Here is a 25,937-nt window from a genome sequence, read left to right as displayed (position 1 = left end):
ACAATATATGCGTAGTGGAAACAAAAAAGTTTTGACATTTTTCTCAGATTATAAAAAAACAGGCACCGGATCATGTCCTGTGCCTGTTCCCATTATTGCTTTCTCAAGTTTCCCAGCTCTTCGGCGATTGCCTGCATTTCATTCGGGCTGAAAGTGTTTTTTCGCATGATCATATCGTAGATTTCCTTCAGTTCTTCATACATCTCGCCGTCAAAATGTGTCGATTTAATTGCGCCGAGGTTCATGACATTCAATTTTTCCTTAATCTTTTCAATCATGTAATCAACGTTTTCAGGGGAATTTTTAGTCAAGTCCACTCCGTTCATCCTCTCAATGGTTGTACAACCATCTTTCCACGTCCGTCAAAAAAAGTCAATTACAAATCCGGCGCCAGTTTACGCCGGATTTATCATTACGCGCTTAACGATTTATCCTCTTTTTTCTCTTCCTTAATCGTATTCAGGATTTTCCTCGTTTCCACTACAACAACACCAGATAAACCGAGGAGCCCGATCAGGTTCGGGAAGGCCATCAAGCCATTCATCACATCGGCGACGCCCCAGACAATTTCAAGCTGGGAAATCGCGCCGACGAACACAGCAGCGACAAATGCGATGCGGTAGTAAAAAATTACATTCTTGCTGAATAAATAGGAGAAGCACTTTTCTCCGTAATAAGACCAGCCGATGATCGTCGATGACGCGAAGAACAACAGTCCAACGGCGACGATCACAGAGCCTGACTGTCCTAGGAACTTGCCAAAGGTCGCTGAGGTCAGGTCAGCTGCCGTCGTATCGCCAGTATACAAGCCGCCCATGACGATGGTGATGCCAGTGATGGAACAGATGACGATGGTATCGATGAACACCTGGGTCATCGACACGAGTGCCTGGCGTCCAGGCAAGTCCGTTTTGGCCGCAGCAGCAGCGATTGGTGCGGATCCAAGCCCGGCTTCGTTCGAGAAGACACCGCGGGCAACACCCATGCGGATGACCGTTCCGAGTGCACCGCCAGCAACGGCTTCGCCTGTGAATGCATCGTTGAAAATAAGTCCTATAGCTGCAGGAACAAGGTCAAAGTTCAGAATCATGACGACTAGGCCCGCCAGCAGATAGAACCCGGCCATCACCGGTACAAACAGCGCGGTAACCTTTCCGATGCTCTTGATTCCGCCAATCAGGACAAGAGCAGTAAAAATGGTCAACACAAGTCCGGTAACCCATGTAGGCACTGAAAACGTCGACTGTACGACGCTTGCTACTGAGTTCGACTGAACCAAGTTTCCGATTCCAAAAGCCGCAATCGCGCCGAATAGTGCGAATAACACCCCGAGCCATTTTTGCCCAAGCCCGCGTTCAAGATAATACATCGGGCCGCCGGACATCTCGCCGTCCTTGTCCTCAACACGGTATTTAACAGCCAGGACAGCTTCCGCATATTTCGTGGCCATTCCAAAAAAGGCCGTAATCCACATCCAGAAGACAGCGCCAGGTCCGCCTGTGAAAATCGCCGTCGCCACCCCGGCGATATTACCTGTGCCGACTGTTGCGGCAAGTGCCGTCATCAACGCCTGAAAATGAGAAATATCTCCTTCAGAACGTTTATCCTGTTTTTTCGAAAAAGCAAGCTTAAGTGAATAAGGCAGCAGCCTCATCTGCAGAAAACCAATGCGGAAGGTCAGGTAGATTCCAGTCCCGACAAGCAAAATCAAGAGAGGGGGACCCCAAACCCAGCCGCTTATTTTTCCAATCCAATCTTCAAATGTCATGTTGTGCCCCCTTATAAAATTATCTTCGTAAAATGTTCTCTAACAAGAATATTCTGATAATTAATCTGAGTCAAGCGATAACCATCAGGTAAATCTTTGAATAAACGCTGGATTTACTGTTCCAAAGGCATTTCATGCTGCAAAAAAAGTTATTCATTTTCAGAATTGCTTTCTTTGGATATGAAAAAAATTTCTCCTGGCTTGCATGAAGTGGCAGCTATCGTGGAAAATGTTAGGTAGATGGCAGGCAAGGAGTCTGCGAAATGAGAAGCAAGATTTGAGGAGGAGAAAGATGGGCAGTTCGAAAAGGTTTTGGATGGGGATGTTTTTAGGTGCAGTAGCCGGGGGTGCGGTAAGTCTTCTGGAAAAATCAACCCGCGAGGCGGTAAAAAAGGATTTCAGTAAGGTATCGAGTGGAGTTGCGTATGTCGTAAAAAATCCGAATGAATTCATCGAAGACATGAAAGAAAAGGTGAATAAAGTGCGGACAACAGTGGAACAAGTAACAGAGGACGTCGCATTTATCACGGAAAAAGTCGAAGAGATCAAGGATGTGCCGCCCCAGATTACCGAATTGGTGAAAGGGACGAAAGAGTCTCTGAGGAAAATAGCAGCATCAGGCGGTACAAACCAGCATATAGATGGACAAGAATGACGGAAAGGCAGAAGCAGGGAAGTTAAAAAAGAGGTGAATCAATGATTGATATTTCATTTTTCAGGCATATGTGGCACAGGATACAAGAGGACGATGTTCCGGCACTTGCTGCCCAGCTTGCGTATTTCTTTTTGCTTTCCTTGTTTCCGCTTCTGATCTTTCTGGTCACATTGGTTCCGTATTTGCCAATCTCCGAAATGGATATCCTCGGTTTTTTTGATGCCTATGCGCCAGGCGAATCGATGGACCTGATCAAAAACAGCCTCGCGGACATCATGAAAAAAGACGGAAAGCTGCTGTCTTTTGGATTGCTTGCGACGATTTGGTCTGCTTCGAACGGAATCAATGCGATTGTAAGGGCCTTTAACCGTGCCTATCGGGTAGAGGAGACAAGATCCTTCATCGTCAGCAGGTTAATGGCCATTTTTTTGACGTTCGGGATGATTTTTGTCTTCCTCGTCGCGTTGATTTTGCCGGTATTCGGCAAAGAAATCGGCAGCTGGCTGTTCGCAAATTTCGGACTGAAGGAAGAGTTTGTCCACGTCTGGAATATGTTGCGCTGGCTGATCAGTATTTTGATCCTTTTTATAGTGTTTCTTGGATTATATTGGATCGCGCCAAATAAAAAGCTGACTTGCATCAGCGGATTGCCTGGATCACTTTTTGCCACCGGCGGATGGGTGCTTGTATCACTCGGATTCTCCTACTATGTCAGCAACTTCGCTTCCTACACAGCCACATACGGCAGCATCGGTGCCATCATCGTCCTGATGATCTGGCTCTATTTGTCCGCATACATCATTATCATCGGCGGTGAAATCAATGCCTATTACAGTGAAAAAAAAGCCGGCTGCTGATGTTAGGGACTCCTGAAATTACCTCTGTAACGTTCACTGTTTTAGCAAATGATAAAGATGAGGCATGCTCCTCATTTTTTAAGACAGGGGGAATACAGGATGACAAAGAAGACGAAAAAAGACGGAAGCACCAAGCAAAAAGGCAAAAGCAACCACAGCCAAAAAACATCAGGCTCAGCGAACGGATCAAACGGATATCACTAACACCAAGCGCCCCCACTCGGAGGGCGCTTTGTCTTTGGTTTAAGTGGGAAGTGATTGACAGCAGGCGGTCGAGTTGCTGGGACCATGTCCGTCATGAGGGAGATGACGGACAGAAATCGGTGAAATGGAAGGAAAAGTGTCCGTCATGAAGGTGATGACGGACAGAAATCGGTGAAATGTAAGGAAAAGTGTACAAACAAGGCATCAAAAAAACTCCCGCCGGATTTAATTCGTGCGGGAGTCATTTTTATTTCAACAACCTCAAACTATTCAATATCACAAGGATCGTGCTTCCTTCGTGCCCGATGACGCCGTATGGCAGGTCGAGGAACTGCAGGAAGTTCGATGCAATCAGGGCCATGATCACCAAAATTGAGAACACGATATTTTGTTTAACGATCCGGTTCATCCGTCGTGACAGGTTGATGGCTTCTGCAATTTTTGGCAGGTCGTTCTTCATTAGGACGACGTCTGCGGTTTCTAGGGCGACATCTGAGCCTTCACCCATGGCAATCCCGACGTTGGCAGTTGCAAGCGCGGGAGCATCATTGATGCCATCGCCGACCATGGCCACCTGGCCGTGATCCTCTTTCAGTTTCTTCAATTGCTGAACCTTTGTTTCAGGCAGGCATTCCGCGATATAGCCGTCAACATGGCTTTCAGCAGCAATGGCCTTCGCGGTATTTTTGCTGTCGCCTGTCAGCATGACGGTGTAGATGCCTTCTGACTTGAGCAGGTCGATTGCCTGTTTCGTTTCTTCCCTGACAACATCCTTCAGGGCGATCAGGCCGGCAAGCTGGTTGTTCCGTTCAATGAAGACGATCGTTTTGCCTTCGGATGCCAGTTCCACTGCTGCTCCGTTAGAGAAGGCTTCAGCGGCTGGCCTGCCGACAAAGTCCGCTTTCCCGATCTTCCAATCTTCGTTTTCGAAGTGAGCTTTGACGCCCCAGCCGGACACGTCCTCAATGCTTTCCGGATGCACAAGCTCCCTGCCAAGGCTCTCCCGCGCGAACTTCACGATCGCATTTGCCAGCGGGTGGTTGGAGTGGCTTTCGATCGATGCAGCTTTCAGCAATACTTCATCACGCTCCAAACCTTCAGCCACAATCACATCCGTCACTTCCGGCTTACCCTTCGTCAGTGTGCCAGTTTTATCAAAGGCAATGGCTTTCAGATGGCTAAGGTTCTCCAGATGGATGCCGCCTTTGAACAATATCCCGTGCTTTGCCCCGTTCGAAATCGCCGACAAAGTCGCTGGCATGATCGAGGCCACGAGGGCACATGGCGACGCGACTACAAGCAGGATCATCGCCCTGTAAAACGTTTCTGTCCAGCTCCAGCCCAGCAGGAAGTGGGGAACAAACATCATCAGCACAACGACAGCGAGAACGACTTTGACATATGTCCCTTCAAAACGTTCAATGAACAGCTGTGACGGGGATTTTTCGCTTTGCGCATTCTGGACAAGCTGGATGATTTTCTGAAATAGTGTTTCATCATTTGCCTTGGTGATTTCAACTGTCAATGAGCCCGTCAGGTTTACTGTGCCTCCGAATACATCATCTCCGGCATCCTTCGATACAGGTATGGATTCCCCGGTGATCGCAGCCTGGTCAATCGTTGTCTGGCCCCTGGAAATTTTACCGTCAGACGGGATCCTTTCGCCCGGTTTGACCAAAATCAAATCACCAATTTCCAATTCAGAGACATGGACCTTCGTTTCCACGCCATTTGTGATTCTCAATGCTTCCTCAGGCTGCAGTTCCATCAGTGAGGAAATTTCCTTATGGCTTTTATTCATCGTATACGTTTCAAGCGCTCCGCTCATCGCAAAAATGAAAATCAGGATCGCGCCTTCTGTCCAATAGCCGATGATGGCCGATCCGATCGCAGCGAAAATCATCAGCATTTCGACATTCAATTCTTTCTCTTCGATTGTCGCTTCGATGCCTTCCTTTGCTTTTGCGAAACCGCCGATTGCATAGGCCAGGATAAAAGCGATGACCGACGCTGTCTGTGAATCTCCCTTGCTTAGGATCCAGCCGGCTGCAATCAGGACCCCGCTGATGCTGGCCGCGATCAGCTCTGCGTGCGGCTTGATTTTCCCAAGGAAATCCCCTTCAGGAACACTGTTTTGTTTTGCGATTGCATTAGCTCCCTGTGCCACCCTTTTCTCCTCCTTTAACATCTCTAATTGATATTAATAATCACCATCATTACCCTTAAAAAACACGAAAGCTGCCACCGGAACGGTGACAGCGGAAAGCCTGAGCAAAAGATACATATTGTGTTCACTATTATGTTACCATACAATATATGCTTTTGAAAGAATTATGCAATAGTCTAAGGAGAAAGATGGATGACAACTAAAGAATTTTTTACCCACCCGCTTGGCATTGTGGTGTCGGCAGCAGGGGCAACCTTCCTCTGGGGAAGCGCGTTCCCTTTTATAAAGTTGAGCTACGCAAGCCTGGACATCAAGCCGGATGAAATCGGTGAACAAATGCTGTTTGCAGGCTACCGTTTTCTGCTGGCGGGGCTGCTCATCCTGATATTGTTCCTATTTTTGAAAAGGAATATGAGATTCAGGACAGAGACAACCATGCCTCTTTTAAAAATAGGTCTGTTCCAGACATTCCTTCAATATGTCCTGTTTTATATCGGTCTCAGCTATTCAACAGGAATCCAGGGTTCCATCATCGCCGGGACAACTTCCTTCTTCCAGATCCTGCTGGCGCATTTCCTGTATCCCGACGACAGGATGAGCCGTTTGAAGGTTGCCGGTTTAATGATCGGCTTCACTGGCGTCATTTTTGCGAACTGGCCGAATGGTGAATATGAAATCCACTTCGGGATCGGGGAAATCCTCCTCATGGGCGCGATGTTGGCTGGTGCATACGGCAATATCCTAGCCAAACAGGGAAGCGCGAAAATGGAGGTCATTTACATGACCGCCTACCAGATGATCCTCGGTTCTTTGGGATTGATTGCGATCGGTGCCTTCAATGTCGGACTGGTGCCATTCCATTTTGACCTCAAGTCCGGTTTGATGCTCATCTATCTGGCGTTCCTGTCTGCTACGGGATTCATCTTATGGAACAATGTCATGAAGTACAATCAGGTCGGGAAAGTGTCGCTGTACCTGTTCCTGGTGCCGGTATTCGGTGTCCTTTTGTCATCAATGCTCCTCGGTGAAGCGTTACATTATTTTGTCATTGCCGGATTAATTCTGGTGGTTGCGGGAATTGTCCTCGTCAACCGGCCGGCACGAAAAAGAAACAGCCTCCCTGCCAAATAGGGAGGCTGTTTCTCATTAAGCAGATTTTGCCTGCTGTTCGGATGTGTCATGGCGGACGGCGACAAGAGCGATGAAAATCAACAGCAGCATTGTGCTGATGACATAAAAGAAGCTAATGCCCTTCAGCCATTGAATTGCCAGACCACCAATGAACGGTCCGCTGATGCTGCCGAAACTGAAGAAAATGCCGCACATCAGGTTGCCTGCGGGAAGAAGCTGTTTTGGCAGCAGGTCCGCCATATAACTGATTCCAAGTGAGAAAGTCGATCCGACAAGCGTCCCGGCTAAAAAGAAGCAGACCAGCAGGCCGACAGTCGAACTTTCAAGCAAACCAGCTGCAGTGAAAGAAATGAAGCCTGACAGGGTAACGGCAATCAAAACATTACGCCGCCCAAGCTTATCGCTCAAGATTCCGAGTGGAAGCTGCGAGATAATTCCCCCGACAGCAAATGCCGGCAGCAGAAGAGCGACCGCGTCGACACCGATACCGGTCCTCATTGCATAGACCGGGAAGTTCCCGTTAAGGCTGGCTTCCAAAAAGCCGTAGCCGAATGGAGGCAGGAAGGCGACCCAGGCGTATTTGAACACTTTTCCAAACCTTTTCATCGTACCAAAGAAAGAAGTGCTGTCGGTATCGTGTTCAGGCCGTTCGTTTTTCAGCAGCCAAACCGTCAGCCAGGCAGCGAGGCTGATGGCCGAGGAAAGGATGAATGGCAGAGCGGTATTTATTTTTACAAGCCCGATCATCAACGGACCAGCTGCGAATCCCAGCCCGAAAAATAATCCATAGATTGAAATGTTCCTTCCGATCCGGTCCTTTCGCGAAAAAGAGGTAATCCATGTCTGGGTGGCAAAGTGGAGCATATGGTCGCCAATCCCGATGGCGAGCCTCAATATGAACCAGAACCAGAACGATTTCCATAACGGAAAGAATGCCAGCGAAACCGCAACGAGTAAGCCGCCGATAAGAATGATCGGCTTGTAGCCGAATCTTCGCAGCGGCGCTTCCATCAGTGGTGAAGCAATCAAGATGCCAATATACAATCCTGTCGCGTGCAAGCCATTCATCGAGGATGACACGCCATCCTGTTCAAAGATGATCGCAATCAATGGCAGCAGCATCCCCTGGGAAAATCCCGAGATGGCAACGATGCTGACGAGTATCCAGAAACGAAGTTTTATGCTTATATTCATGATTAAAAATCTCCCTGAGTATTGATACTCTTCTGATGTTAACGATATAAAATTTTATGTGCAATGATTTTTTATTTTTAATTGAAGGTAAAATAGTGTAATCTTCTTTTATCAGGGAAATATTTCTAGTTGAAAAGGAGAGAATCTAATGGAATTTAAAATGAAGCCAGATGTTGGTTTTTATACAGAAACAGGTTTTGGAAGACTGGATATTGCCGGGGATGAGGAATATGGGTTCAGGCCTTACCAGTTGCTCGTTTCTTCGGTTGCGGTCTGCAGCGGCGGAGTCCTGCGCAAGGTGCTGGAGAAAATGAGGATGGAAATTCAGGATATCCACATCCAGGCGGATGCTGAACGAGAGGACGAGGAAGCGAACCGAGTCAGCAAGATTACTGTCCATTTCCGCATAGCCGGAAGCGATCTCGATGAAAAGAAGATCGAGAAGGCAATGGTGCTGACAAGGAAGAACTGCTCGATGGTCCAGTCTGTGGTCGGCAGCATCGAGGTCGAAGAAACGTTTGAAATCGTATAATAAATTTTTTTACCACTGCTGATTTGGTGACTAAGAATGCTGTATAAAGGGTAGAGATATTGAAAAAAACATAAGTGTTTTAGCAGAAAGGATCAGACTATGGCAAAGAAGATTTTCATGATTTTAACATTCGCCGGTGTTCCGTTATCTGTCATCGGGACGCTGATGCATTGGTCGAGTACACTGTTATTCATCATCTATTGTGTGACGATCGTGGCGCTGGCAAGCTACATGGGCCGGGCAACAGAAAGCCTGGCAATTGTAACAGGGCCGAGGATTGGCGGGTTATTGAATGCGACCTTCGGCAATGCGGTCGAATTGATCATTTCCATTTTTGCCTTAAAAGCCGGGCTGGTCGGAGTCGTGCTTGCTTCTTTGACAGGCTCCGTTTTAGGCAACCTCCTGCTTGTAGCAGGCTTATCCTTTTTCGTCGGCGGCCTGAAGTTTAAACGCCAGCACTTCAATGTGCATGACGCCCGACACAATTCTGCGCTATTGATTTTTGCAGTCATTGTCGCCTTCGTTATTCCAGAAGTATTTGCGATGGATATGAACGATAGCAAGACTCTCAGCCTGAGTGTCGGCATCTCGGTGATCTTGATTGCGCTTTATCTTGCTGCGTTATTTTTCAAGCTAGTCACCCACAGAGGGGTATACCAGTCCAAAGCTGAAGGTGGAGCCGGACATCATGATGAAGAACCGGAATGGGGAAAAGGGAAAGCGATGGCGATCCTGCTGGCGGCAACCGTTGCTGTGGCCTATGTGGCAGAGAATCTTGTCCATACTTTCGAGGAAGTGGGAGAATCCTTCGGCTGGTCCGAACTTTTTATCGGGATCATCATTGTCGCGATAGTCGGCAATGCAGCTGAACACGCTTCTGCTGTCATCATGGCCTATAAAAACAAAATGGACATCGCTGTTGAAATTGCTGTCGGCTCGACATTGCAGGTTGCCATGTTTGTGGCCCCCGTTCTTGTGTTAATTTCATTGCTGTTCGAAAAGAGTATGCCGCTGGTATTCTCAATGCCTGAAATGGTGTCAATGGTAGTTGCCGTGCTCCTCGCCATCAGCATCGCAAACGACGGCGAAACAAACTGGTTCGAGGGGCTTACACTTTTAGGCGCCTATGTTATAATGGGAATTGGATTTTACCTGCTTTAATATAATAGAACTAATGAACTCTGTTCCGAGAGGACAGGGTTCTTTTTTCGCTGTAAAAAAGAACAAGCATCACCTGCGCTGCCTGGATTGATCATCATAGAGAGAGTTAATGGACATTTTGAAGCCGGCATACGGTCGATATGTCCAGGAGATGCAGTTTAAAGGACATTTCNNGCCGTNGGTGTGATCAAAATGTCCAAGAAAAGCGGTTTAAAGGACATTTCNNGCCGTTGGTGTGATCAAAATGTCCAAGAAAAGCAGTTTAAAGGACAATTCAGAGGCAAAGAGCTATCAAAATGTCCAATAGCAGGTTCAGAAAAAGGAGAATATGGAATATGGCTTTTGTTTATCGCACTCTTTTTTTTATCATCGGGTTAACGATTCTGTCTTTCGGAATATCGATGACCATTAAAGCGAATTTGGGGACTGGGGCGTGGGATGCGCTTAATGTGGGGCTTTCGAAGACGGTGGGGCTGACACCTGGCAGCTGGGTTGTCATTGTCGGGATCATCATGATTTTCCTCAATGCCTCCCTGGTAAAAAGACGCCCTGATTTTGCTGCGATTATCACTCTGCTCATCACGGGTGTGCTGATTGATTTCTGGTTATTGCGCGTGTTCGATACCATGATTGTCACCGGGTATGTGAAGCAAGTCGGGGTCTTCTTACTCGGAATGGTGGCACTGAGCTTCGGGCTGGCGGTCTATCTGCAGCCGAGGTTCCCGCTGATTCCGATCGACAATTTCATGATGGCTTTAAGGGAACGGTTCAATCTGAATTTAATGGCTGCAAAGACGCTTGGGGAAGTGATCGCCTTGTCGGCGGCCTTCATCTTCAAAGGGCCGATTGGGATCGGGACATTGATTGTGACCTTCGCAATTGGGCCGCTGATCCAATTGTTCTATCCTTCGTGTGAAAAATTGTATAATAAGCTTCTCACATCAGCACGGTAATGAAAAATTGAGGTTCTGCGCTTTAGCAGTGCCTCTTTTTTATGGAAGTTTGGATAAAGTGGCCTAACTCCGAAAACACTATGAACAAACTTATAAGTTTCCTGTAGTGAAAGGAGTATCACACCGATGAAAAAAGCAGCAGCAATCCTTGTTATGACGTTGGTTTTCATGATGTCCATTTTAGCAGTTGGTTTTGCTGAGGAAGGGAAGGCGAAAAAAGCTCCTCAGCCAAAGCAGGCGGAAAATTCGAAGTATGTGATTCCGAATTCAGTCATGAATATCACGAAGGATAATACGTATCCGAACCCGACTGAAGACCTGCCTTTCCTTCAGCCAAGTGAGCTGACAAAGAATTTGATTAAAACCTCTAAGGTGAAGATCGAGAACCCTGATTTGATCCGGATGCTGAATGAAACATCCATCAGCAGCACGCCATTTGCAATCGGCTACCGGGCGATTGTTTATCTCGGTGAGTGGCCGTTGAATTATGAGTCGCAAGAAACCTCACCGAACTGGGAATTCCAGAAGATCAATACGAATTATTTCGACAATCGTGGCGGAAATGCTATTTATCAAATTCATTATGTACAGGAACAGCAAAAAGTCGTGAAGGGCGGTTTGACGGCAAAAATCAAGAATGCCGAAGATGTACAGAAAATGATGCTGTTACAAGCAGCCAAGAAATCAGGTCTGCCGCTTGCGTTCGAAACCATTGTCGGAGCCGGTACGAAAAAAGACCATATTTACAATATCCAGCCGAAGCGTCTCGGGTATCTGTATGCCTATGCACCAGCCATCAATGAAAAAGGCAAGGTCACATATGGCGAAGTCTACCTAATGCTAAAAGGCAGCAAGAAATTCATCGTTGTCAAAAATGTAGTTTCGCAGGGAATCGGAGCATGGATCCCGGTTCAGGACCATGTCAGCTTTGGATTCGTTTCGAGTGAACGGCCGAGATAATTTATACGAAAGGCTGTTTTCGTAAAGATTGTTGTTAAAATCCAAAAGCCGATTTTAACGTAATAATAGCCATTGTGTATGTCGGTACTAAGTTTGCAAGCTCTTTTCTCATAATAAGCGTTAATTGCGTGACTAATCTTAGGTAATCCAATCCTATTTTGTAAGCAATAGCAACAAAGTTTGAGAAAAGAGCCTTACGAAAAAACAAATAAGCCTGGTATCTAAAGCGAACCAGGCAGCAAAACAGCCAGGTTTCTCTAAAAAAAGAACCCTGGCTGTTTTTATGGTGCGGTAGCTAGTAATTTTTTCCTCTTGACAAAAGGCAGATATATCCTGTTTAACGCCTGTACATGCCGGGAATTAGATAGACATAACAAATTCACTCACCAAAACTAAGGAGGAAATAGATTATGTCTAACAATATGTTTTCTAACAACCAAAATCCAATGGGCAACAATTCAACTATGAATAACAATACCTATACTTCTTCAATGGAAAACGCCTCATACGATCCAACGACTGGAACAACAACTTACGCAAGCACGAATTCAGGTAATTCATATTCAAACAATCCATCAATGGGCGGCGGCTATTCATATGATAGCTCTAGCAGCTCTGCGTCTTCGAACGGAAAGCTGATGAAGGGCTTGCTGATCGGAGCTGCAATCGGCGGAGCAATGGCGATGCTTGATTCCAATACCCGCACAAAGGTAAAGGACAAAGCAGTCAATGCGAAAGATACGTCAATGAATGTATTCAGCGAAGTCAAGAACAATCCTTCTGATGTGAAGGAGCAGATGATGAGCAGCTTCAGGGAAGCTTCAACCATTTTAAAAGAAGCGATCAGTGATGCTCAGAACCTTTACCAGCGCCTGAATGATGATGTCTTCAGCAAGATGAACGAGGCGAAGTCCAATTCTTCTGAAGCGATGCAGACCGTGATGGATGCAAAGGACGACCTTAAGGAAGTTGGGTCGAAAGTGAAGGAAGCGGGAACAACTGCAATGGATAACCCGGTAGTCAACACTGCTTCTGAAACTGGTTCTTCTAACTCCGGATCCAATCATGCTGCTGATGCGTATGCAACTGGCATGGAAAGCAAACCTTCTGATACAACAGGGCTCGGAAATACTTCGAACGCCTTCACGGTAACACCGGAAAACCAAAAAAATGATAACAATCGCTAATAGTAGTAAATACTAAAGCCAGTCCTGGAAAAGGGCTGGCTTTTTGCTGTCTGCCTTCCCATATATTTGCTTGTTTCTTTAGTTAGTCAGAAGGGTATTAACTAGTACAGTCAGTTAATTTAGGAGGCAATGTCAATGGATAAGGAATTCAAACCACGCTCTAACAGGTGTGATTATGATAGAGAAACAGCAACAGGAAAAATCGCGATGGCCGCTTCAGCACACCCGATTGCAACGAATGCAGCGGAAAAAATACTGCGTGACGGCGGGAATGCAATCGATGCCGCAATCGCCATCCAATTCGGCCTGAACGTCGGTGAACCGATGATGACAGGTATTGGCGGCAGCGGTTTTTTCATGGTTTATCACGCGGAAAGCAAAACAACGAAGATATTTGATGGCCATACAAGAGCACCGAAAGCAGCACACCCTGAACTATTTTTAGATGAAAAAGGCGAGGTCATTCCATTCAAAGAGAGATCCACGCATGCAATTGGAGTTGGGGTGCCGGGGATTTTGAAAGCAATGGAAGCGGCTAGGAAGGAATATGGAACAAAACCGCTTGCCGAATTGATCGAACCAGCTGCCCAGGCTGCCGAAAAAGGGATAGAGGTCAACTGGATCATGGAAGAAAGTCTTAATACCTTCGATTATCGACTTGGCGACCATGCGAGGGAACTGTTCATGCCAGGAGGGAAGTCGCTTAAAGAGGGAGATGTCTACCAGAAGGAACACCTGGCAAAAACGTTCCGCATCCTACAGCGAGACGGGATCGAAGCATTTTATGAAGGCGAGATTGGGGAAGCCATTATCTCGACGCTAAAAGAGCTTGGCGGCATCATGGAGATGTCCGACCTGAAAAATTATCAAATTTCGATTGATGAACCGGTATGGGGAAGCTACAGAGGATACAAGATTGCTTCATCCAATATGCCAAGTGCAGGCGGAACGACGATGCTGCAAATCTTGAAGATTCTCGAAGGCTTTGACCTCAGCAAATATGATGTGAAATCATGGGAAAAGTATTACCTGTTCACAGAAGCGATGAGGATCGCTTTTTCCGATAAGATTGCCTTTTCCGGTGATCCGGAGTTTGGTGAAATTCCGTTAAAAGGAATGCTGAGTGAGGAGTACCTTGCAGAACGCCGGAAATTGATCAATTGGGAACGCAGAAATGATTCGGTCGATTTCGGAAATCCATGGGCTTATGGAGACGGCACTGAAATCAACATCGTCCGCCAGCCTTTCGAGCCTGAAAGAGAAAGAAGCGAAACGACTCATTTCACGGTTACAGACAAGTGGGGCAATATCGTTGCCTGTACTTCTACCGTTGAGCACCCGTTCGGCTCTGGAATCATGGTCAAGGATCATGGCTTCGTTTTAAATAACGAAATGACCGACTTTGATGCTGTTCCGGGTGGCCTGAATGAAATCCAGCCAGGAAAGAGGCCTGTCAGCTGCAAGACGCCGACGATTGTCTTCAAGGACGATGACCCTGTATTGACATTGGGATCACCTGGCGGGCCAACAATCATCGGCTCCGTATTCCAGACGATTGTCAATGTACTTGATTTCGGCATGGACCTGAAAGAGGCCATCGAGGAGCCGAGAATCTTCAATAGTACCGGCCCGTTAATTGGCTGGGAGTCGGGGATCAGCATGGAAGCAAAAGGTGAAATGGAATCTAAGGGCTTTGAATTCGCCGATGGTCCATTCCCGCTTGGAAATGTCCAGGCTATCAAATTCGATCGTGAAAAAGGTGTCCTTCATGGAGCTGCCGATTCCAGCAGGGAAGGCAAAGCGACGGGACTGGATGAATAAGAACCAAAAAGCAGGCTGAAATTCTTTCAGCCTGCTTCTTTTATTTATCCACACTGGAAAGCGTGTCCGTTTCTGAGTCCGATTTTTTGATCACGGAAATGCTGCCGTCTGTTTCCAAGACAACCGCTTCCACCTGGTTCATAGAATTAATGCCGCTGGAACGCGCTGCCTGGAGGATTTCCACCTCCAAAACCCGTTCTTTGATGATTTTTTCCTTTAAGTAATTCCCACGGTAAAATAATAATTGCGGATCAGATTTGACCAGCTTTTTGAAACCGTCTGAACGTATCGACAGCCATGCCACTATATATTGCAGGGCAATTAAAATAAAAAATGCAGAAACTCCTTCAACAAGGGCAACTTTTTTATTCAAAAGGATTGTCGCTAGGGTAGAACCTAATGCGACTGTGACAATCAAGTCGAAGGCATTCATTTTAGACAGCGTCCGTTTTCCGGAAATACGCAATAAAAGGACAAGGGCAGCATAAGCAAGAATCCCGACAATAAGGGTGCGCCAGACGGCATCCCAAGAATTAAATAGCATTTAATCACCTCATATATGTTTTTTCCTTAAAAAGTCTGTGCAAACATATTGTGAAGGGGGAATACTATCCAATAGCAGTGGGCGATTATAATAACCCCAAAAGGATAGGGTGCATTTTGATAAATATTGCACAATCGTCCATTTTTCGGTAGGATGTTAACGGTAGTGAAAGGAGCGATAATAGTGGGAAGTCAGATAAATGATAAAAATACACAGGTTGTATTCCTGAAGCAGCGTCTGGATATGTTCGCTGAATTGCTTGAAGCAATTGATCCAGTAGAAGCGGACCTGGAAGATATCGACCGCATGATCCAGATCGTCGAAGAAATGGATGCCAAATGCCGCGAATTCAAGAATCGTGATTTGTAAGGGACCTTTTTTATGAGGTCTCTTTTTTATTTAGCCAGCTTGTCGGGGCTGACCAAGGCGCTTCCGCTTTTCTTTGTCCAGCCCCAGCGCCTAGCCAGTTTTCATCCCTGAATTGGCTTCCGCGATTATCTTGCGAGAAGCGTTAGCTTTGAGCAGCTCGAGACGTGTCTAGCTGCGGCTCCTAACTCCTCGAGTCGCTTCGGTCCTGCCAATGAAGTCAAAGACCGACTTCACTGTCAGGCCCTCCAGCGCTTGTCGGAGTTGGACAGTCGCCTCCGCATTTCGGTTTCGGTCCGCCCAATGAAGTCAAAGTACGACTTCACTGGTCGGCCCTCCAACGCTTGTCGGGGCTGACCAAGGCGCTTCCGCTTTTCTGTTTGTAAACGATTCCACATTCTATCTTTAAATAGCTGGGTGATAGGAGTATAATGATATCGGAGAAATTGTTATAAAATTTTCACATATAAAGAGATAGCAAACATGGGGAGAGGGGTAGACGAATGAATATCGAAAAGTTCCAGGAAAGCATGTACCAGTTGGTTGTTGAAACATCCACGAACCTTCCTAAGGATGTGCGCAGGGCGATCAAAGCAGCGGCGGAGCGCGAGAACGCGGGAACCCGTTCAGCAATGAGCCTTGATACGATCACGAACAACATCAAAATGGCTGATGACAATGTATCGCCAATTTGCCAGGATACTGGTCTTCCAACCTTTAAGATCAAAACTCCTGTAGGTGCAAACCAGCTTGAGATGAAAAAAGCGATTTACAATGCGATTGCCCAGGCAACGAAGGATGGCAAGCTGCGGCCGAACTCTGTTGATTCATTGACAGGTGAGAACAGCGGTGACAATCTTGGCGGCGGCACTCCTGTCATCAAGTTCGAGCAATGGGAAAAAGACTATATTGACGCCCGCCTGATTTTAAAAGGCGGCGGCTGTGAAAATAAAAATATCCAGTACAGCCTTCCTGCTGAATTGGAAGGACTAGGACGTGCTGGACGAGACCTTGACGGAATCCGCAAGTGCATCATGCACTCAGTCTACCAGGCACAAGGACAAGGCTGCAGCGCAGGCTTCATCGGCGTGGGCATTGGCGGCGACCGTTCTTCAGGCTATGACCTTGCGAAAGAGCAATTATTCCGTACTGTAGATGATGTCAATCCGCTGCCGGAACTCCGTGAGCTTGAAGAATATGTCATGGAAAATGCCAACAAGCTTGGGATCGGAACGATGGGTTTTGGCGGCGAAACGACGCTCCTTGGATGCAAAGTCGGTGTTATGAACCGTATTCCGGCAAGCTTCTACGTATCTGTTGCGTATAACTGCTGGGCATACCGCCGCCTAGGTGTAGCGGTGAACCCTGAAACCGGTGAAATCCAGGAATGGATGTACCAGGAGGGTGAGAAGATCGATTTCGCCCAGCCTGCTGCACAGGAAATCGCGGCAGCTGCCGAAGCACCGGCAGAACAGAATGTCGTCACATTAACCGCTCCTATCACAGAAGAGCAAATACGTGAGCTCAAAGTCGGAGATGTCGTCCAGATCAATGGCATGATGTACACTGGCCGTGACGCGATTCATAAGTATCTGTCAGACCACGATTCTCCTGTCGACTTGAATGGCCAGGTCATCTACCATTGCGGCCCGGTCATGCTGAAGGATGAAGAAGGTAACTGGCATGTGAAGGCTGCTGGCCCGACAACAAGCATTCGTGAGGAGCCTTACCAGGGGGATATCATGAAAAAATTCGGCATCCGCGCGGTCATCGGAAAAGGCGGAATGGGTAAGAAGACGCTTGCTGCTTTGCAAGAGCATGGCGGAGTTTACCTGAATGCCATCGGCGGTGCAGCCCAGTATTATGCGGACTGCATCAAGTCTGTAGAAGGCGTGGACCTGATGAACTTCGGTATTCCTGAAGCAATGTGGCACCTCAATGTCGAAGGCTTTACCGCAGTCGTCACGATGGATTCGCACGGAAACAGCCTGCACGAAGATGTTGAGAAATCATCCCTCGAAAAATTGGCGCAATTCGCCGATCGAGTTTATAAGTAAGAAAAAAAGGAGTCTCGTGCTGGATTTACAGCGAGGCTCCTTTTTATTCGATTGCTGATAATGTCCCCTTACCATTGATACCGCTGCAAAAGTTCCCCGTTTGTAGAATTTTTTTCACCTCCAGGCAAACAATAAAGAAAAACATCAATGGAGGAACATCATGAAAACGTTAGTGAAGATACTGCTTGCGTCCGCAATGCTGCTGTTGATTGCCCTGCCGGCAGCGACAGGCGCGGAGGAAAATTCGAACTCACCATTGCACTGGGGATTCAAAAAGGGCCGGAACGGTAGGCAGGCCGATGCCGGAAGGATGTTCGAGGTCATTCTTGAAGACCATGGAGCGGTCTATAAAGGAGACAAAAACACCAAGGATTTGTACCTGACCTTCGATAATGGCTATGAAAATGGCTATACTCCAAAAATTCTCGATGTGTTAAAAGAAGAGCAGGTTCCTGCAGCCTTTTTCATCACGGGTCATTATCTCGAGAGTGCCCCCGAGCTTGTGGTCCGGATGGCGAATGAAGGCCATATCATCGGCAACCACTCCTGGCATCATCCTGACATGACCCAAATCAGCGATGAAAAAATCAAGAAGGAACTGGAGATGGTCCGCGCTGAAACCGAACGGATCACCGGCAAAAAGCATATGAGCTATCTGCGGCCTCCAAGAGGGATTTTCAGCGAAAGGACAATGGCGGTCGCGAAAGAAGCCGGCTATACCCATGTATTCTGGTCACTCGCTTTCGTCGACTGGAACACCGACCAGCAAAAAGGCGCGCAATATGCCTACGATAAAATAATGACCCAGGTCCATCCAGGTGCCGTCCTGCTTTTACACACAGTTTCGAAGGACAATGCGGACGCTCTTGGAAAAGTCATCAGGGATTTGAAAGAACAGGGCTATCAATTCAAAAACCTGGATGAACTGATGCTCAAAAAAGGCGGCATGAAGGATCCAATGATGTACTGATGGTTTGATCCCGGCAATTTTATGGTTGCCGGGATATTTCAATTGGAAAAAAAGGCGCGTATTTACCAGTTCGCCAATAAAAATTAATTTTCGCCAATAAACCAGTGATTTTCGCCAATAAAATAAAAAAATCGCCAATAAAACATCTATTATCGCCAATAAAGTTGTGAACTCCGCCAATAAAACGGAAATGGGCCTGCTTAAAAAGGTGAGACTCAGCCGTAAAGACAGGAATCATCTTAATAAAAGGTGCAATTCGCCAAAAATACCGCAATTCCCCCTATAAATATCAATTACCGCTCAGAAGCTCAGCACTATTTTCGTAAAAACAGCACGGAAATGCTATAATACGGGGAAAATAGATGAGGGCGGTTTGTTTATGTGGGAAGAGAAGGTAGCCATTACTGGGCCGTATAATTTTGACCTGGCTTTGAGCAGGCTGGCGCTTGATCCTTTGAACGCTGTTGATATCGAGCAGCGGCTTGTCAGGGTGCCGCTTGCTTTTGATGATAAAAAAATCGTTGCGGATGTAATTGCGACGGGTACGCTGGAAAAGCCTGAATTCGTGGTCCGTGCCAGTGATGAAAAAGAAAAAACGCTGAATCGTCTGACGGAAATTTTTCAATGGGATGTGGAATTGCTCCAGGTCCATGAGCATTTTCAAAGTACTGAATTAAAAGGCTTGTTCAACGACCATTTAGGAACACCTCTTGTGCTGGAATTCGATCCTTTTTCCAGCTTGATCAAGAGCATCATCCACCAGCAGGTGAACCTGAAGTTTGCTTTTACGCTGACGGAACGGTTCGTGCAGGCTTTCGGCGAACAGGTCGATGGAGTCTGGTTCTATCCCTCACCGGAAAGAGTCGCCAAACTGAAGGTTGAGGAGCTGCGCGAATTGCAATTCAGCGGTCGCAAGGCGGAGTATGTGATCGGAATCGGAGAGCTGACTGCATCCTGCCAGCTTGATTTTGAAAAATTGAAAACCATGGCTGATGTTGAAGTGTCCAAGGAATTGATCAAGATTCGCGGTGTCGGTCCGTGGACGGTGGAAAATTTCCTGATGTTCGCGCTTGGCAGGCCGAATTTATTCCCGATGGGTGACATCGGCATCCAGAATGCGCTGAAGAAATATTTTAAGCTGGACGACAAGCCGGACCTTCCACAGATGGAAAAATACAAGGAGCCATGGAATCCTTATTTAAGCTATGCTTCGCTCTATTTATGGAGAAGCATTGAATAATTGGAGTGAAGTTTTATGAAAAACGAGCAAGTGAATAAAGGTCAGCAAGTGAAAAAATCCCCGCAAAAGAATAATGGTCAACCTGCCAGAAAATTTTCAAAAGGGCCAGCGAATAAAGACCAGCAAGCACCAAAGCTGGAGCTGAAGCAAACGTTCCCGCTAACGATCAAGCGCCTGGGTATCAATGGAGAGGGTGTCGGCTATTTCAAGCGCCAGGTCGTGTTCGTGCCCGGTGCGCTGCCAGGCGAGGAGATCGTTGCTGAAGCGACAAAGGTCCACCCGAAGTTCGCAGAGGCAAAAATCAAGAAAATCCGCAAACATTCCGAGCATCGGATCAAGCCGCTCTGTCCGGTATACGACCAGTGCGGCGGCTGCCAGCTGCAGCATTTGCGCTATGATCAGCAGCTGAATGAAAAGCGTGACATCGTCATCCAGGCATTGGAACGCCATACAAGACTGAAAATCGAGCAGCTTGAAATCCGTCCGACAATCGGCATGGAAAATCCATGGGGTTACCGGAACAAAAGCCAGTTCCAGGTTGGCGAAAAGGACGGAAAGGTGCTTGCCGGCCTGTACGGTCTCAATTCTCATAATCTGATCAATATCGAGCAGTGTGCGGTCCAGCATCCGGCTACGACCAAGGCTACCGAGGTTGTAAAAGGGATACTTCAGGACTTGAAAATACCAATCTACAATGAGAAAAAACATAAGGGTCTTGTGCGGACAATCGTTGCCAGGACAGGAGTCCAGACTGGCGAGCTGCAGATTGTCCTAATCACGGCGAAAAAAAAACTTCCGAAAAAAGACCTGATCATCGCGGAAATCAAGAAGCGTCTTCCTGAGGTCAACTCGATTGTTCAGAACGTCAACGGAGAAAAAACGTCGGTCATTTTTGGCAGCGAAACCGCTACGTTAGAGGGCAGTGATTTTATCCAGGAAACCCTGGGTGACCTGCAATTCGAACTTTCAGCAAGGACCTTCTTCCAGCTGAATCCTGAGCAGACGGTAAAGCTTTACAATGAAGCAAAAGCTGCGGCCAGGCTGACAGGCAGGGAGAAGCTGGTGGATGCGTATTGCGGAGTTGGGACGATTGGTTTGTGGATGGCAGATCAGGCAGGCGAGGTTCGCGGGATGGATCTCATTCCGGAATCGATAGAAGATGCCAGGAAGAATGCGCTGAAGCATGATGTCAGCTATGCCAGATTCTATGTTGGCAAGGCTGAGGAATTGCTTCCGAAATGGCTGGAGGAAGGCTGGCGCCCGGATGTGATCGTCGTCGATCCGCCGCGCACAGGCTGCGATGACGAATTCCTGAAGACCGTCCTGAAAATCAAGCCGAAAACCTTTGTTTACGTTTCCTGCAATCCTTCTACGCTGGCAAAAGACATCCAGACACTTGGAGGAAAATACAAAGTTGAATACATCCAGCCAGTCGACATGTTCCCTCACACCTCACAGATTGAGAGTGTCACGAGACTGGTATTAAAATGATGAAAGCGCCGGCCCGGATTGGGGCTGGCGCTTTATCGTATATTTGACAATCCATGATTGATGAAGTTGTTAATGATTTCGGCCATTTCCCCTGGTGTCTTGTCCATGCCGTTTTCCACCCAATTTTTGATCACATAGATACTGCCGCTGACAACAAAGATATTGATATATTCGAATGTTTCCTGGTCAAACTGGCTGTCGGTAATCCAGTTTTTGAAAATGAATTCCTGGGTGATTTTCATCCCTTTTTTCTGGAAGTGTATATCGCTGTTTTCGCTTAGCAGCATTTTGCATACATCGCTGTTCCTGGCAATATACTCTAGAATCTTCTCGGTCATTTTCAAAGCCTCTTCTGCTTTGGAGAAATTATATTGATTCAGTGTCGAAACCATATCTTCAATGAATTCCTCTTCGATCGCGTTCAGCAGATCATATTGACTGGAAAAATGGGCATAAAAAGTGGATCGGTTGATATCAGCCAGCTCACAGATTTCCTTGATCGTAAGGCTCGAAATGGGCTTTTCTTTCAGCAATGCCATCAGGCTTTCCTTTAAAACCATCCTGGTATATTTTTTTCTTCTGTCCATTTTTAAAAATCAGCGTCCTTTTTTATCGTTTCCCAACAGAAAATAATTTTATGTTGTGTAATGTACGTTATGTACACAACTGTTTGTTGAATAGCCAACACCGTGTTTATATAATGATAAAGTGAAAATGTAAAAGACTCAAGTGAGGTTAAATATGAACAGCATTACAGAAAAAATCATTAAGCATAAAAAAGCAGTTGTCATCGCATTTGCTTTATTTGCGCTGATTTCAATAGTGGCGCAGTTTTTTGTGTCCGTCAATTATAATATGGTGGATTATCTGCCGGAAGATGCCCAGTCAACAAGGGCGATGGAAATTATGGAGCAGGAATTCACCGCCGATGTCCCTGATACAAGGGTCATGATCAAGGATATTACCTTGCAGGAAGCCATAGCCTACAAGGAAAAGTTGTCTGCCATCGATGGTGTGGGAGAAGTGATTTGGCTCGATGATGTCATCGATTTGAAAACCCCAATTGAAATGGCAGATGAAGGAACGGTTGAGAATTATTATAAAGATGGGAACGCGCTGTTCTCGATCAGTGTCCGTTCTGGTGATGAGGTCAGGATTACCGATGAAATTTATGAGTTGATCGGTGAAGATGGAGCGATTGCCGGAGAAGCCATCAATACGGCTTCATCCCAAAAAATGGCAGGTAAGGAATCGATGTATGCAGGAATGCTGCTCGTCCCGATCATTATCTTCATTCTCGTGGTTTCGACGAACTCATGGATTGAGCCGCTGTTCTTCCTGACAGCTATCGGGGTCTCAGTGCTGATCAACCTGGGAACGAACATCTTCATCGGAGAGGTCTCCTTCGTCACCCAGTCGGTTTCACCGATCCTGCAGCTGGCGGTTTCCCTCGATTATGCTGTCTTTTTGCTTCACAGCTTCTCTGATTATCGAAAGACAACGAGTAATCCTGCGGAAGCAATGCAGCTGGCGATGAAGAAGTCATTCCCGGCAATTACAGCCAGTGCTGCGACAACCTTTTTTGGCTTTATCGCCCTGACCTTCATGAAGTTCGAAATCGGCTCCGATCTCGGGATCAATCTTGTAAAAGGAATCATCCTCAGCTTCATCAGTGTCATGGTGTTTTTGCCAGCGCTCACCCTGCTGTTTTATAAATGGATGGATAAGACAGAGCACAGAAGCTTTGTCCCGAGTTTTACAGGTATAGGGGATTTTGTCGTCAAGCTGAAAATTCCTAGCTTGCTGCTAGTTTTTGCGATTATCATTCCAAGCTTCCTGGCACAGAGCAATACTGCCTTTACATACGGGCTTGGCGTGCAGCCGGAAACGACGCGTGCGGGCAGTGATTTTACCGAGATTAAGGAAGCCTTTGGCGAAACAACACCGATTGTCCTTCTGGTTCCTAAGGGAGACCGCGCGAAGGAATCGGAATTAGTCGAGGAGCTGGAGAACCTTGATTATGTCACAAGCGTTATCGCTTATGTAAATATGGTAGGTTCTGTCATCCCCCCTGAATATCTGGATGAATCGATCACCAAAGAGTTTTACTCGGAAAATTACAGCAGGATCATCATCAATACGAATCAGGGAACAAAAGGGGATGTCCCTTTTTCCATCGTCCAGAAGGTGGAAAAAACGGCTGCGAAGTATTATGGCGACAAAGCCCTTGGCCTGGGGGAAAGCGTGACATTGTATGATATCAAGAATGTTGTCAATAAGGATAATATCGTCGTGAATGTATTGACGGTTGTTACGATCGCGATTGTCCTGCTGGTGACATTTAAGTCTATTTCGATTCCACTCGTGCTGCTGATCACGATTCAGTCCGCGGTCTGGATCAACCTGTCGATTCCGTATTTCACGAGTTCGTCGCTGGTATTTGTTGGATATTTGATCATCAGTACAGTCCAGCTGGCGGCAACGGTGGACTACGCGATTCTTTTAACGGAAGCTTACCAGCATAACCGCCGGGAAATGCCCGCCAGGAAGGCAATCATAAAAACATTGGATGAAAAGACATTTTCGATTTCGATTTCTGCAGCGATTTTATCGAGCGTCGGGTTCATTTTATGGCTGACATCATCGAATCCGATTGTCGGCTCAATCGGCCTGCTGTTGGGCAGGGGGGCAATGCTGGCGTTCGTGATGGTCGTGTTCCTCTTGCCAGCTATGCTGCTGGTATTCGATGGATTCATTAAAAAGACGACCTATAAAGCAAATTTTTATGAGGAGAAATGATGATGAGGACAAAAAAGTTACTGCCTGCTGCTCTCGCTCTGATGATAGTCTTGCCTTCATTTCTTGATCAAGCTGCTGCGGCAGAAGGAGAAGGCAAAATCACCTCGAAGGATGAGGTGGTATATGCCACGTTAGAAGCCAATGGAAAACTTGATGATATTTATGTCGTCAATACGCTGAATGTTGCGGAGGCCGGCAAGACTGTCGACTACGGTGAATATAGCAGCGTCAAGAATCTCACAAATCTATCCAAACTGGATCAGGATGGCGAGGCCGTCCAATTTGATGCTCCCGAAGGAAAGTTTTATTATCAGGGAAACATGGCTGACAATACGGAATTGCCTTGGTCAATAGATGTTTCCTATTTGCTGGATGGAAGCAAGATAGAAGCCTCTGAGCTGGCTGGTAAAAATGGACAGCTGGAGATCAGGATCCATACTGCGGCCAATGAAAAAGCAGACGCAATCTACTTTGAAAATTACTTATTGCAAATCTCGCTGCAGCTCTCAAACAGCTATCAAAATTTGGAAGCAGAAGGAGGCATGCTTGCGAACGCCGGAAAGAACAAGCAAATCACCTTTACGGTCATGCCAGGCAAGGAGGAAGATCTCAGCCTCAAGGCAGACGTCGATGATTTTGAATTCACCGGCATCAATATCGCCGCAGTTCCATCCACATTGCCAATTGATACTTCCGAGATGGAGAACATGACTGATGACATGTCGACATTGTCAGATGCAATCAGCGAACTGAATAAAGGTGTTGCCGACTTGAACAAAGGTGTTTCGCAATTGAATGATGGAGCAGCAAGTCTCCGTGATGGCTCGGCAAAATATAAAAATGGCATCAGTCAACTCAACGGATCGTCCTCGCAAATTGTAGGTGCATCGAATTCAATTGGCGATGCCTTGAAAAAAATCAGTACATCCCTTTCAAGTGATACTGCGCAAATGGACATGAGGAGCCTGAGCGAATTGCCAGAAGGACTGACTCAATTGGCGGATGGGATGAAACAGACCGCGAATGCCCTGACAGTGTTGCGGGAAAATTACGCAGCGGCTTATGGTGCACTTGATGGGGCGGTTAAGGGAATTCCGGACCAACAAGTTTCTGAGGAAGAAATAGCGGTCTTATACAAGAGCGGCGCAGACGCCAGTGTAGTCAAGAAATTGGTCGATTCCTATGCAGCTGCCCAGACAGTCAAAGGAACCTATTCACAGGTACAGAAAGCTTTTGCAGCCGTAGACCCGACATTGAGCCAGATTAGCGGATCAGTAACAGAAATGGGCACTGCGCTTAATGGGATTGCAGGTGAACTTTCTGCCTCCTTAAAGAACACAGATATGAGCGGCCTGGACCAGCTGCAAAAAGGGATCAAGGAATTGTCCTCTAAATACGGTCAGTTCCATTCCGGCCTCGTGGGCTATACAGGGGGAGTAAGCAAGCTTGCCACTTCCTATAATGATCTGCACACAGGAATCACAGGTCTGGCTGACGGCACAGGCGAACTGAATAATGGAGTCGGCAAACTGCACGATGGAACAAGCAAGTTGAATGATGAAACGAAGGACCTGCCCGATCAAATGAAGCAGAAAATCAATGAGATGATTAAGGAATATGATAAGTCAGACTTTGAACCAGTTTCCTTTGTTTCCGCCAAAAATGAAAAAGTGGCTTCCGTTCAATTCGTCATCAAAACAAAAGCGATCGAAAAAGAAGAGCAAGCAGAGAAAAAAGCAAAGCCAGAGAAAAAGAAAGGTTTCTGGGCGCTTTTGATGGAATTGTTTTAACGGATAAGAACAGTCTGGCGGCATGAACTTTGCCCTTCAGGACTGTTCTTTTTTTGTTTCCTTTTCCTTTGGATAAAGATGGTTTTAACA

General features: G+C 46.7%; 22 protein-coding genes and 1 pseudogene. 16 read left to right on the top strand and 7 right to left on the bottom strand.

Features of this window, described 5'->3' with window-relative positions; all coding sequences use genetic code 11:
- Nucleotides 1–92: 92 nt before the first annotated feature.
- Together ACNAZ4_RS10240 and ACNAZ4_RS10235 are read right to left on the bottom strand one after the other, a co-directional pair.
- Complete coding sequence (locus ACNAZ4_RS10240; RefSeq protein WP_214707596.1) at nt 93–317, bottom strand: DUF1128 domain-containing protein; 225 nt, start codon at nt 315–317, stop codon at nt 93–95.
- A gap of 95 nt (nt 318–412) precedes the next feature.
- Nucleotides 413–1,768 carry an alanine/glycine:cation symporter family protein gene (locus ACNAZ4_RS10235; protein WP_415814252.1) on the bottom strand — a complete coding sequence of 452 codons (1,356 nt, stop codon included), beginning with the start codon at nt 1,766–1,768 and terminating at the stop codon, nt 413–415.
- A gap of 292 nt (nt 1,769–2,060) precedes the next feature.
- Here ACNAZ4_RS10235 and ACNAZ4_RS10230 point away from each other — a divergent pair, with 292 nt between their 5' ends.
- Together ACNAZ4_RS10230 and ACNAZ4_RS10225 are read left to right on the top strand one after the other, a co-directional pair.
- Nucleotides 2,061–2,423, top strand: coding sequence for a YtxH domain-containing protein (locus ACNAZ4_RS10230; RefSeq protein WP_415814251.1), 363 nt, complete (start codon nt 2,061–2,063; stop codon nt 2,421–2,423).
- Nucleotides 2,424–2,464: 41 nt separating this feature from the next.
- The gene (locus tag ACNAZ4_RS10225; RefSeq protein ID WP_415814250.1) at nt 2,465–3,280 is read left to right on the top strand and encodes a YihY/virulence factor BrkB family protein; all 816 of its coding nucleotides are present in this window, start codon (nt 2,465–2,467) and stop codon (nt 3,278–3,280) included.
- 451 nt (nt 3,281–3,731) lie between these two features.
- Here the strand turns inward: ACNAZ4_RS10225 and ACNAZ4_RS10220 are convergent, their stop codons facing one another.
- Nucleotides 3,732–5,672, bottom strand: coding sequence for a heavy metal translocating P-type ATPase (locus ACNAZ4_RS10220; protein ID WP_415814249.1), 1,941 nt, complete (start codon nt 5,670–5,672; stop codon nt 3,732–3,734).
- A 171-nt stretch (nt 5,673–5,843) separates the two neighbouring features.
- Here ACNAZ4_RS10220 and ACNAZ4_RS10215 point away from each other — a divergent pair, with 171 nt between their 5' ends.
- Complete coding sequence (locus ACNAZ4_RS10215; protein ID WP_415814248.1) at nt 5,844–6,782, top strand: DMT family transporter; 939 nt, start codon at nt 5,844–5,846, stop codon at nt 6,780–6,782.
- 15 nt (nt 6,783–6,797) lie between these two features.
- On the opposite strand, the gene ACNAZ4_RS10210 is transcribed toward ACNAZ4_RS10215, so the two are convergent.
- Nucleotides 6,798–7,976 (bottom strand): MFS transporter, encoded by a 1,179-nt coding sequence (locus ACNAZ4_RS10210; RefSeq protein WP_415814246.1) that lies wholly within the window; start codon nt 7,974–7,976, stop codon nt 6,798–6,800.
- A gap of 148 nt (nt 7,977–8,124) precedes the next feature.
- Here ACNAZ4_RS10210 and ACNAZ4_RS10205 point away from each other — a divergent pair, with 148 nt between their 5' ends.
- The 6 genes and pseudogenes from ACNAZ4_RS10205 to ggt all read left to right on the top strand — a co-directional run bounded on the left by ACNAZ4_RS10205 (nt 8,125) and on the right by ggt (nt 14,590).
- Entirely contained in the window at nt 8,125–8,508 is a 384-nt protein-coding gene (locus ACNAZ4_RS10205; protein ID WP_415814245.1) for an OsmC family protein, read from the top strand.
- A gap of 93 nt (nt 8,509–8,601) precedes the next feature.
- Nucleotides 8,602–9,669: pseudogene (cax, locus tag ACNAZ4_RS10200) on the top strand (calcium/proton exchanger); the annotation flags it as partial.
- Nucleotides 9,670–10,004: 335 nt separating this feature from the next.
- Complete coding sequence (locus tag ACNAZ4_RS10195; protein WP_415814244.1) at nt 10,005–10,622, top strand: YczE/YyaS/YitT family protein; 618 nt, start codon at nt 10,005–10,007, stop codon at nt 10,620–10,622.
- Between the two features lie 126 nt (nt 10,623–10,748).
- The gene (locus ACNAZ4_RS10190; RefSeq protein WP_415814243.1) at nt 10,749–11,582 is read left to right on the top strand and encodes a YfkD famly protein; all 834 of its coding nucleotides are present in this window, start codon (nt 10,749–10,751) and stop codon (nt 11,580–11,582) included.
- Between the two features lie 410 nt (nt 11,583–11,992).
- A complete protein-coding gene (locus ACNAZ4_RS10185; protein ID WP_415814242.1) occupies nt 11,993–12,769 on the top strand; it encodes a YtxH domain-containing protein in 777 nt (258 codons plus the stop codon).
- A 135-nt stretch (nt 12,770–12,904) separates the two neighbouring features.
- On the top strand, nt 12,905–14,590 hold the full coding sequence (ggt, locus tag ACNAZ4_RS10180; RefSeq protein WP_415814240.1) for a gamma-glutamyltransferase: 1,686 nt from the start codon (nt 12,905–12,907) through the stop codon (nt 14,588–14,590).
- A gap of 40 nt (nt 14,591–14,630) precedes the next feature.
- Here ggt and ACNAZ4_RS10175 read toward each other — a convergent pair whose 3' ends face one another.
- Nucleotides 14,631–15,134, bottom strand: coding sequence for a DUF421 domain-containing protein (locus ACNAZ4_RS10175; RefSeq protein ID WP_415814238.1), 504 nt, complete (start codon nt 15,132–15,134; stop codon nt 14,631–14,633).
- A 183-nt stretch (nt 15,135–15,317) separates the two neighbouring features.
- Here ACNAZ4_RS10175 and ACNAZ4_RS10170 point away from each other — a divergent pair, with 183 nt between their 5' ends.
- From ACNAZ4_RS10170 to pdaA, 3 genes are all read left to right on the top strand, one after another.
- On the top strand, nt 15,318–15,503 hold the full coding sequence (locus tag ACNAZ4_RS10170) for an SE1561 family protein (RefSeq protein ID WP_415814237.1): 186 nt from the start codon (nt 15,318–15,320) through the stop codon (nt 15,501–15,503).
- Between the two features lie 500 nt (nt 15,504–16,003).
- Entirely contained in the window at nt 16,004–17,557 is a 1,554-nt protein-coding gene (locus tag ACNAZ4_RS10165; RefSeq protein ID WP_415814235.1) for a fumarate hydratase, read from the top strand.
- Nucleotides 17,558–17,717: 160 nt separating this feature from the next.
- On the top strand, nt 17,718–18,527 hold the full coding sequence (gene pdaA / locus ACNAZ4_RS10160) for a delta-lactam-biosynthetic de-N-acetylase (RefSeq protein ID WP_415814234.1): 810 nt from the start codon (nt 17,718–17,720) through the stop codon (nt 18,525–18,527).
- 19 nt (nt 18,528–18,546) lie between these two features.
- On the opposite strand, the gene ACNAZ4_RS10155 is transcribed toward pdaA, so the two are convergent.
- Complete coding sequence (locus tag ACNAZ4_RS10155) at nt 18,547–18,801, bottom strand: hypothetical protein (protein WP_415814233.1); 255 nt, start codon at nt 18,799–18,801, stop codon at nt 18,547–18,549.
- Nucleotides 18,802–18,906: 105 nt separating this feature from the next.
- Between ACNAZ4_RS10155 and ACNAZ4_RS10150 the strand changes: the two genes are divergently transcribed.
- Both ACNAZ4_RS10150 and rlmD read left to right on the top strand, forming a co-directional pair.
- Complete coding sequence (locus ACNAZ4_RS10150) at nt 18,907–19,767, top strand: DNA-3-methyladenine glycosylase family protein (protein WP_415814232.1); 861 nt, start codon at nt 18,907–18,909, stop codon at nt 19,765–19,767.
- A 15-nt stretch (nt 19,768–19,782) separates the two neighbouring features.
- Entirely contained in the window at nt 19,783–21,258 is a 1,476-nt protein-coding gene (gene rlmD, locus ACNAZ4_RS10145) for a 23S rRNA (uracil(1939)-C(5))-methyltransferase RlmD (RefSeq protein ID WP_415814231.1), read from the top strand.
- A 32-nt stretch (nt 21,259–21,290) separates the two neighbouring features.
- On the opposite strand, the gene ACNAZ4_RS10140 is transcribed toward rlmD, so the two are convergent.
- Nucleotides 21,291–21,845 carry a TetR/AcrR family transcriptional regulator gene (locus ACNAZ4_RS10140; RefSeq protein WP_415814229.1) on the bottom strand — a complete coding sequence of 185 codons (555 nt, stop codon included), beginning with the start codon at nt 21,843–21,845 and terminating at the stop codon, nt 21,291–21,293.
- A 154-nt stretch (nt 21,846–21,999) separates the two neighbouring features.
- On the opposite strand from ACNAZ4_RS10140, the gene ACNAZ4_RS10135 reads away from it, so the two are divergent.
- Together ACNAZ4_RS10135 and ACNAZ4_RS10130 are read left to right on the top strand one after the other, a co-directional pair.
- Nucleotides 22,000–24,057 (top strand): efflux RND transporter permease subunit, encoded by a 2,058-nt coding sequence (locus tag ACNAZ4_RS10135; RefSeq protein ID WP_415814228.1) that lies wholly within the window; start codon nt 22,000–22,002, stop codon nt 24,055–24,057.
- Between the two features lie 2 nt (nt 24,058–24,059).
- Nucleotides 24,060–25,847 (top strand): YhgE/Pip domain-containing protein, encoded by a 1,788-nt coding sequence (locus tag ACNAZ4_RS10130; RefSeq protein ID WP_415814227.1) that lies wholly within the window; start codon nt 24,060–24,062, stop codon nt 25,845–25,847.
- The last annotated feature ends 90 nt before the right edge of the window (nt 25,848–25,937 follow it).

The organism is Mesobacillus thioparans, assembly GCF_965138835.1.
Classification (GTDB): domain Bacteria; phylum Bacillota; class Bacilli; order Bacillales; family Cytobacillaceae; genus Mesobacillus; species Mesobacillus thioparans.
This window is presented reverse-complemented; position numbering and strand designations above follow the sequence as displayed.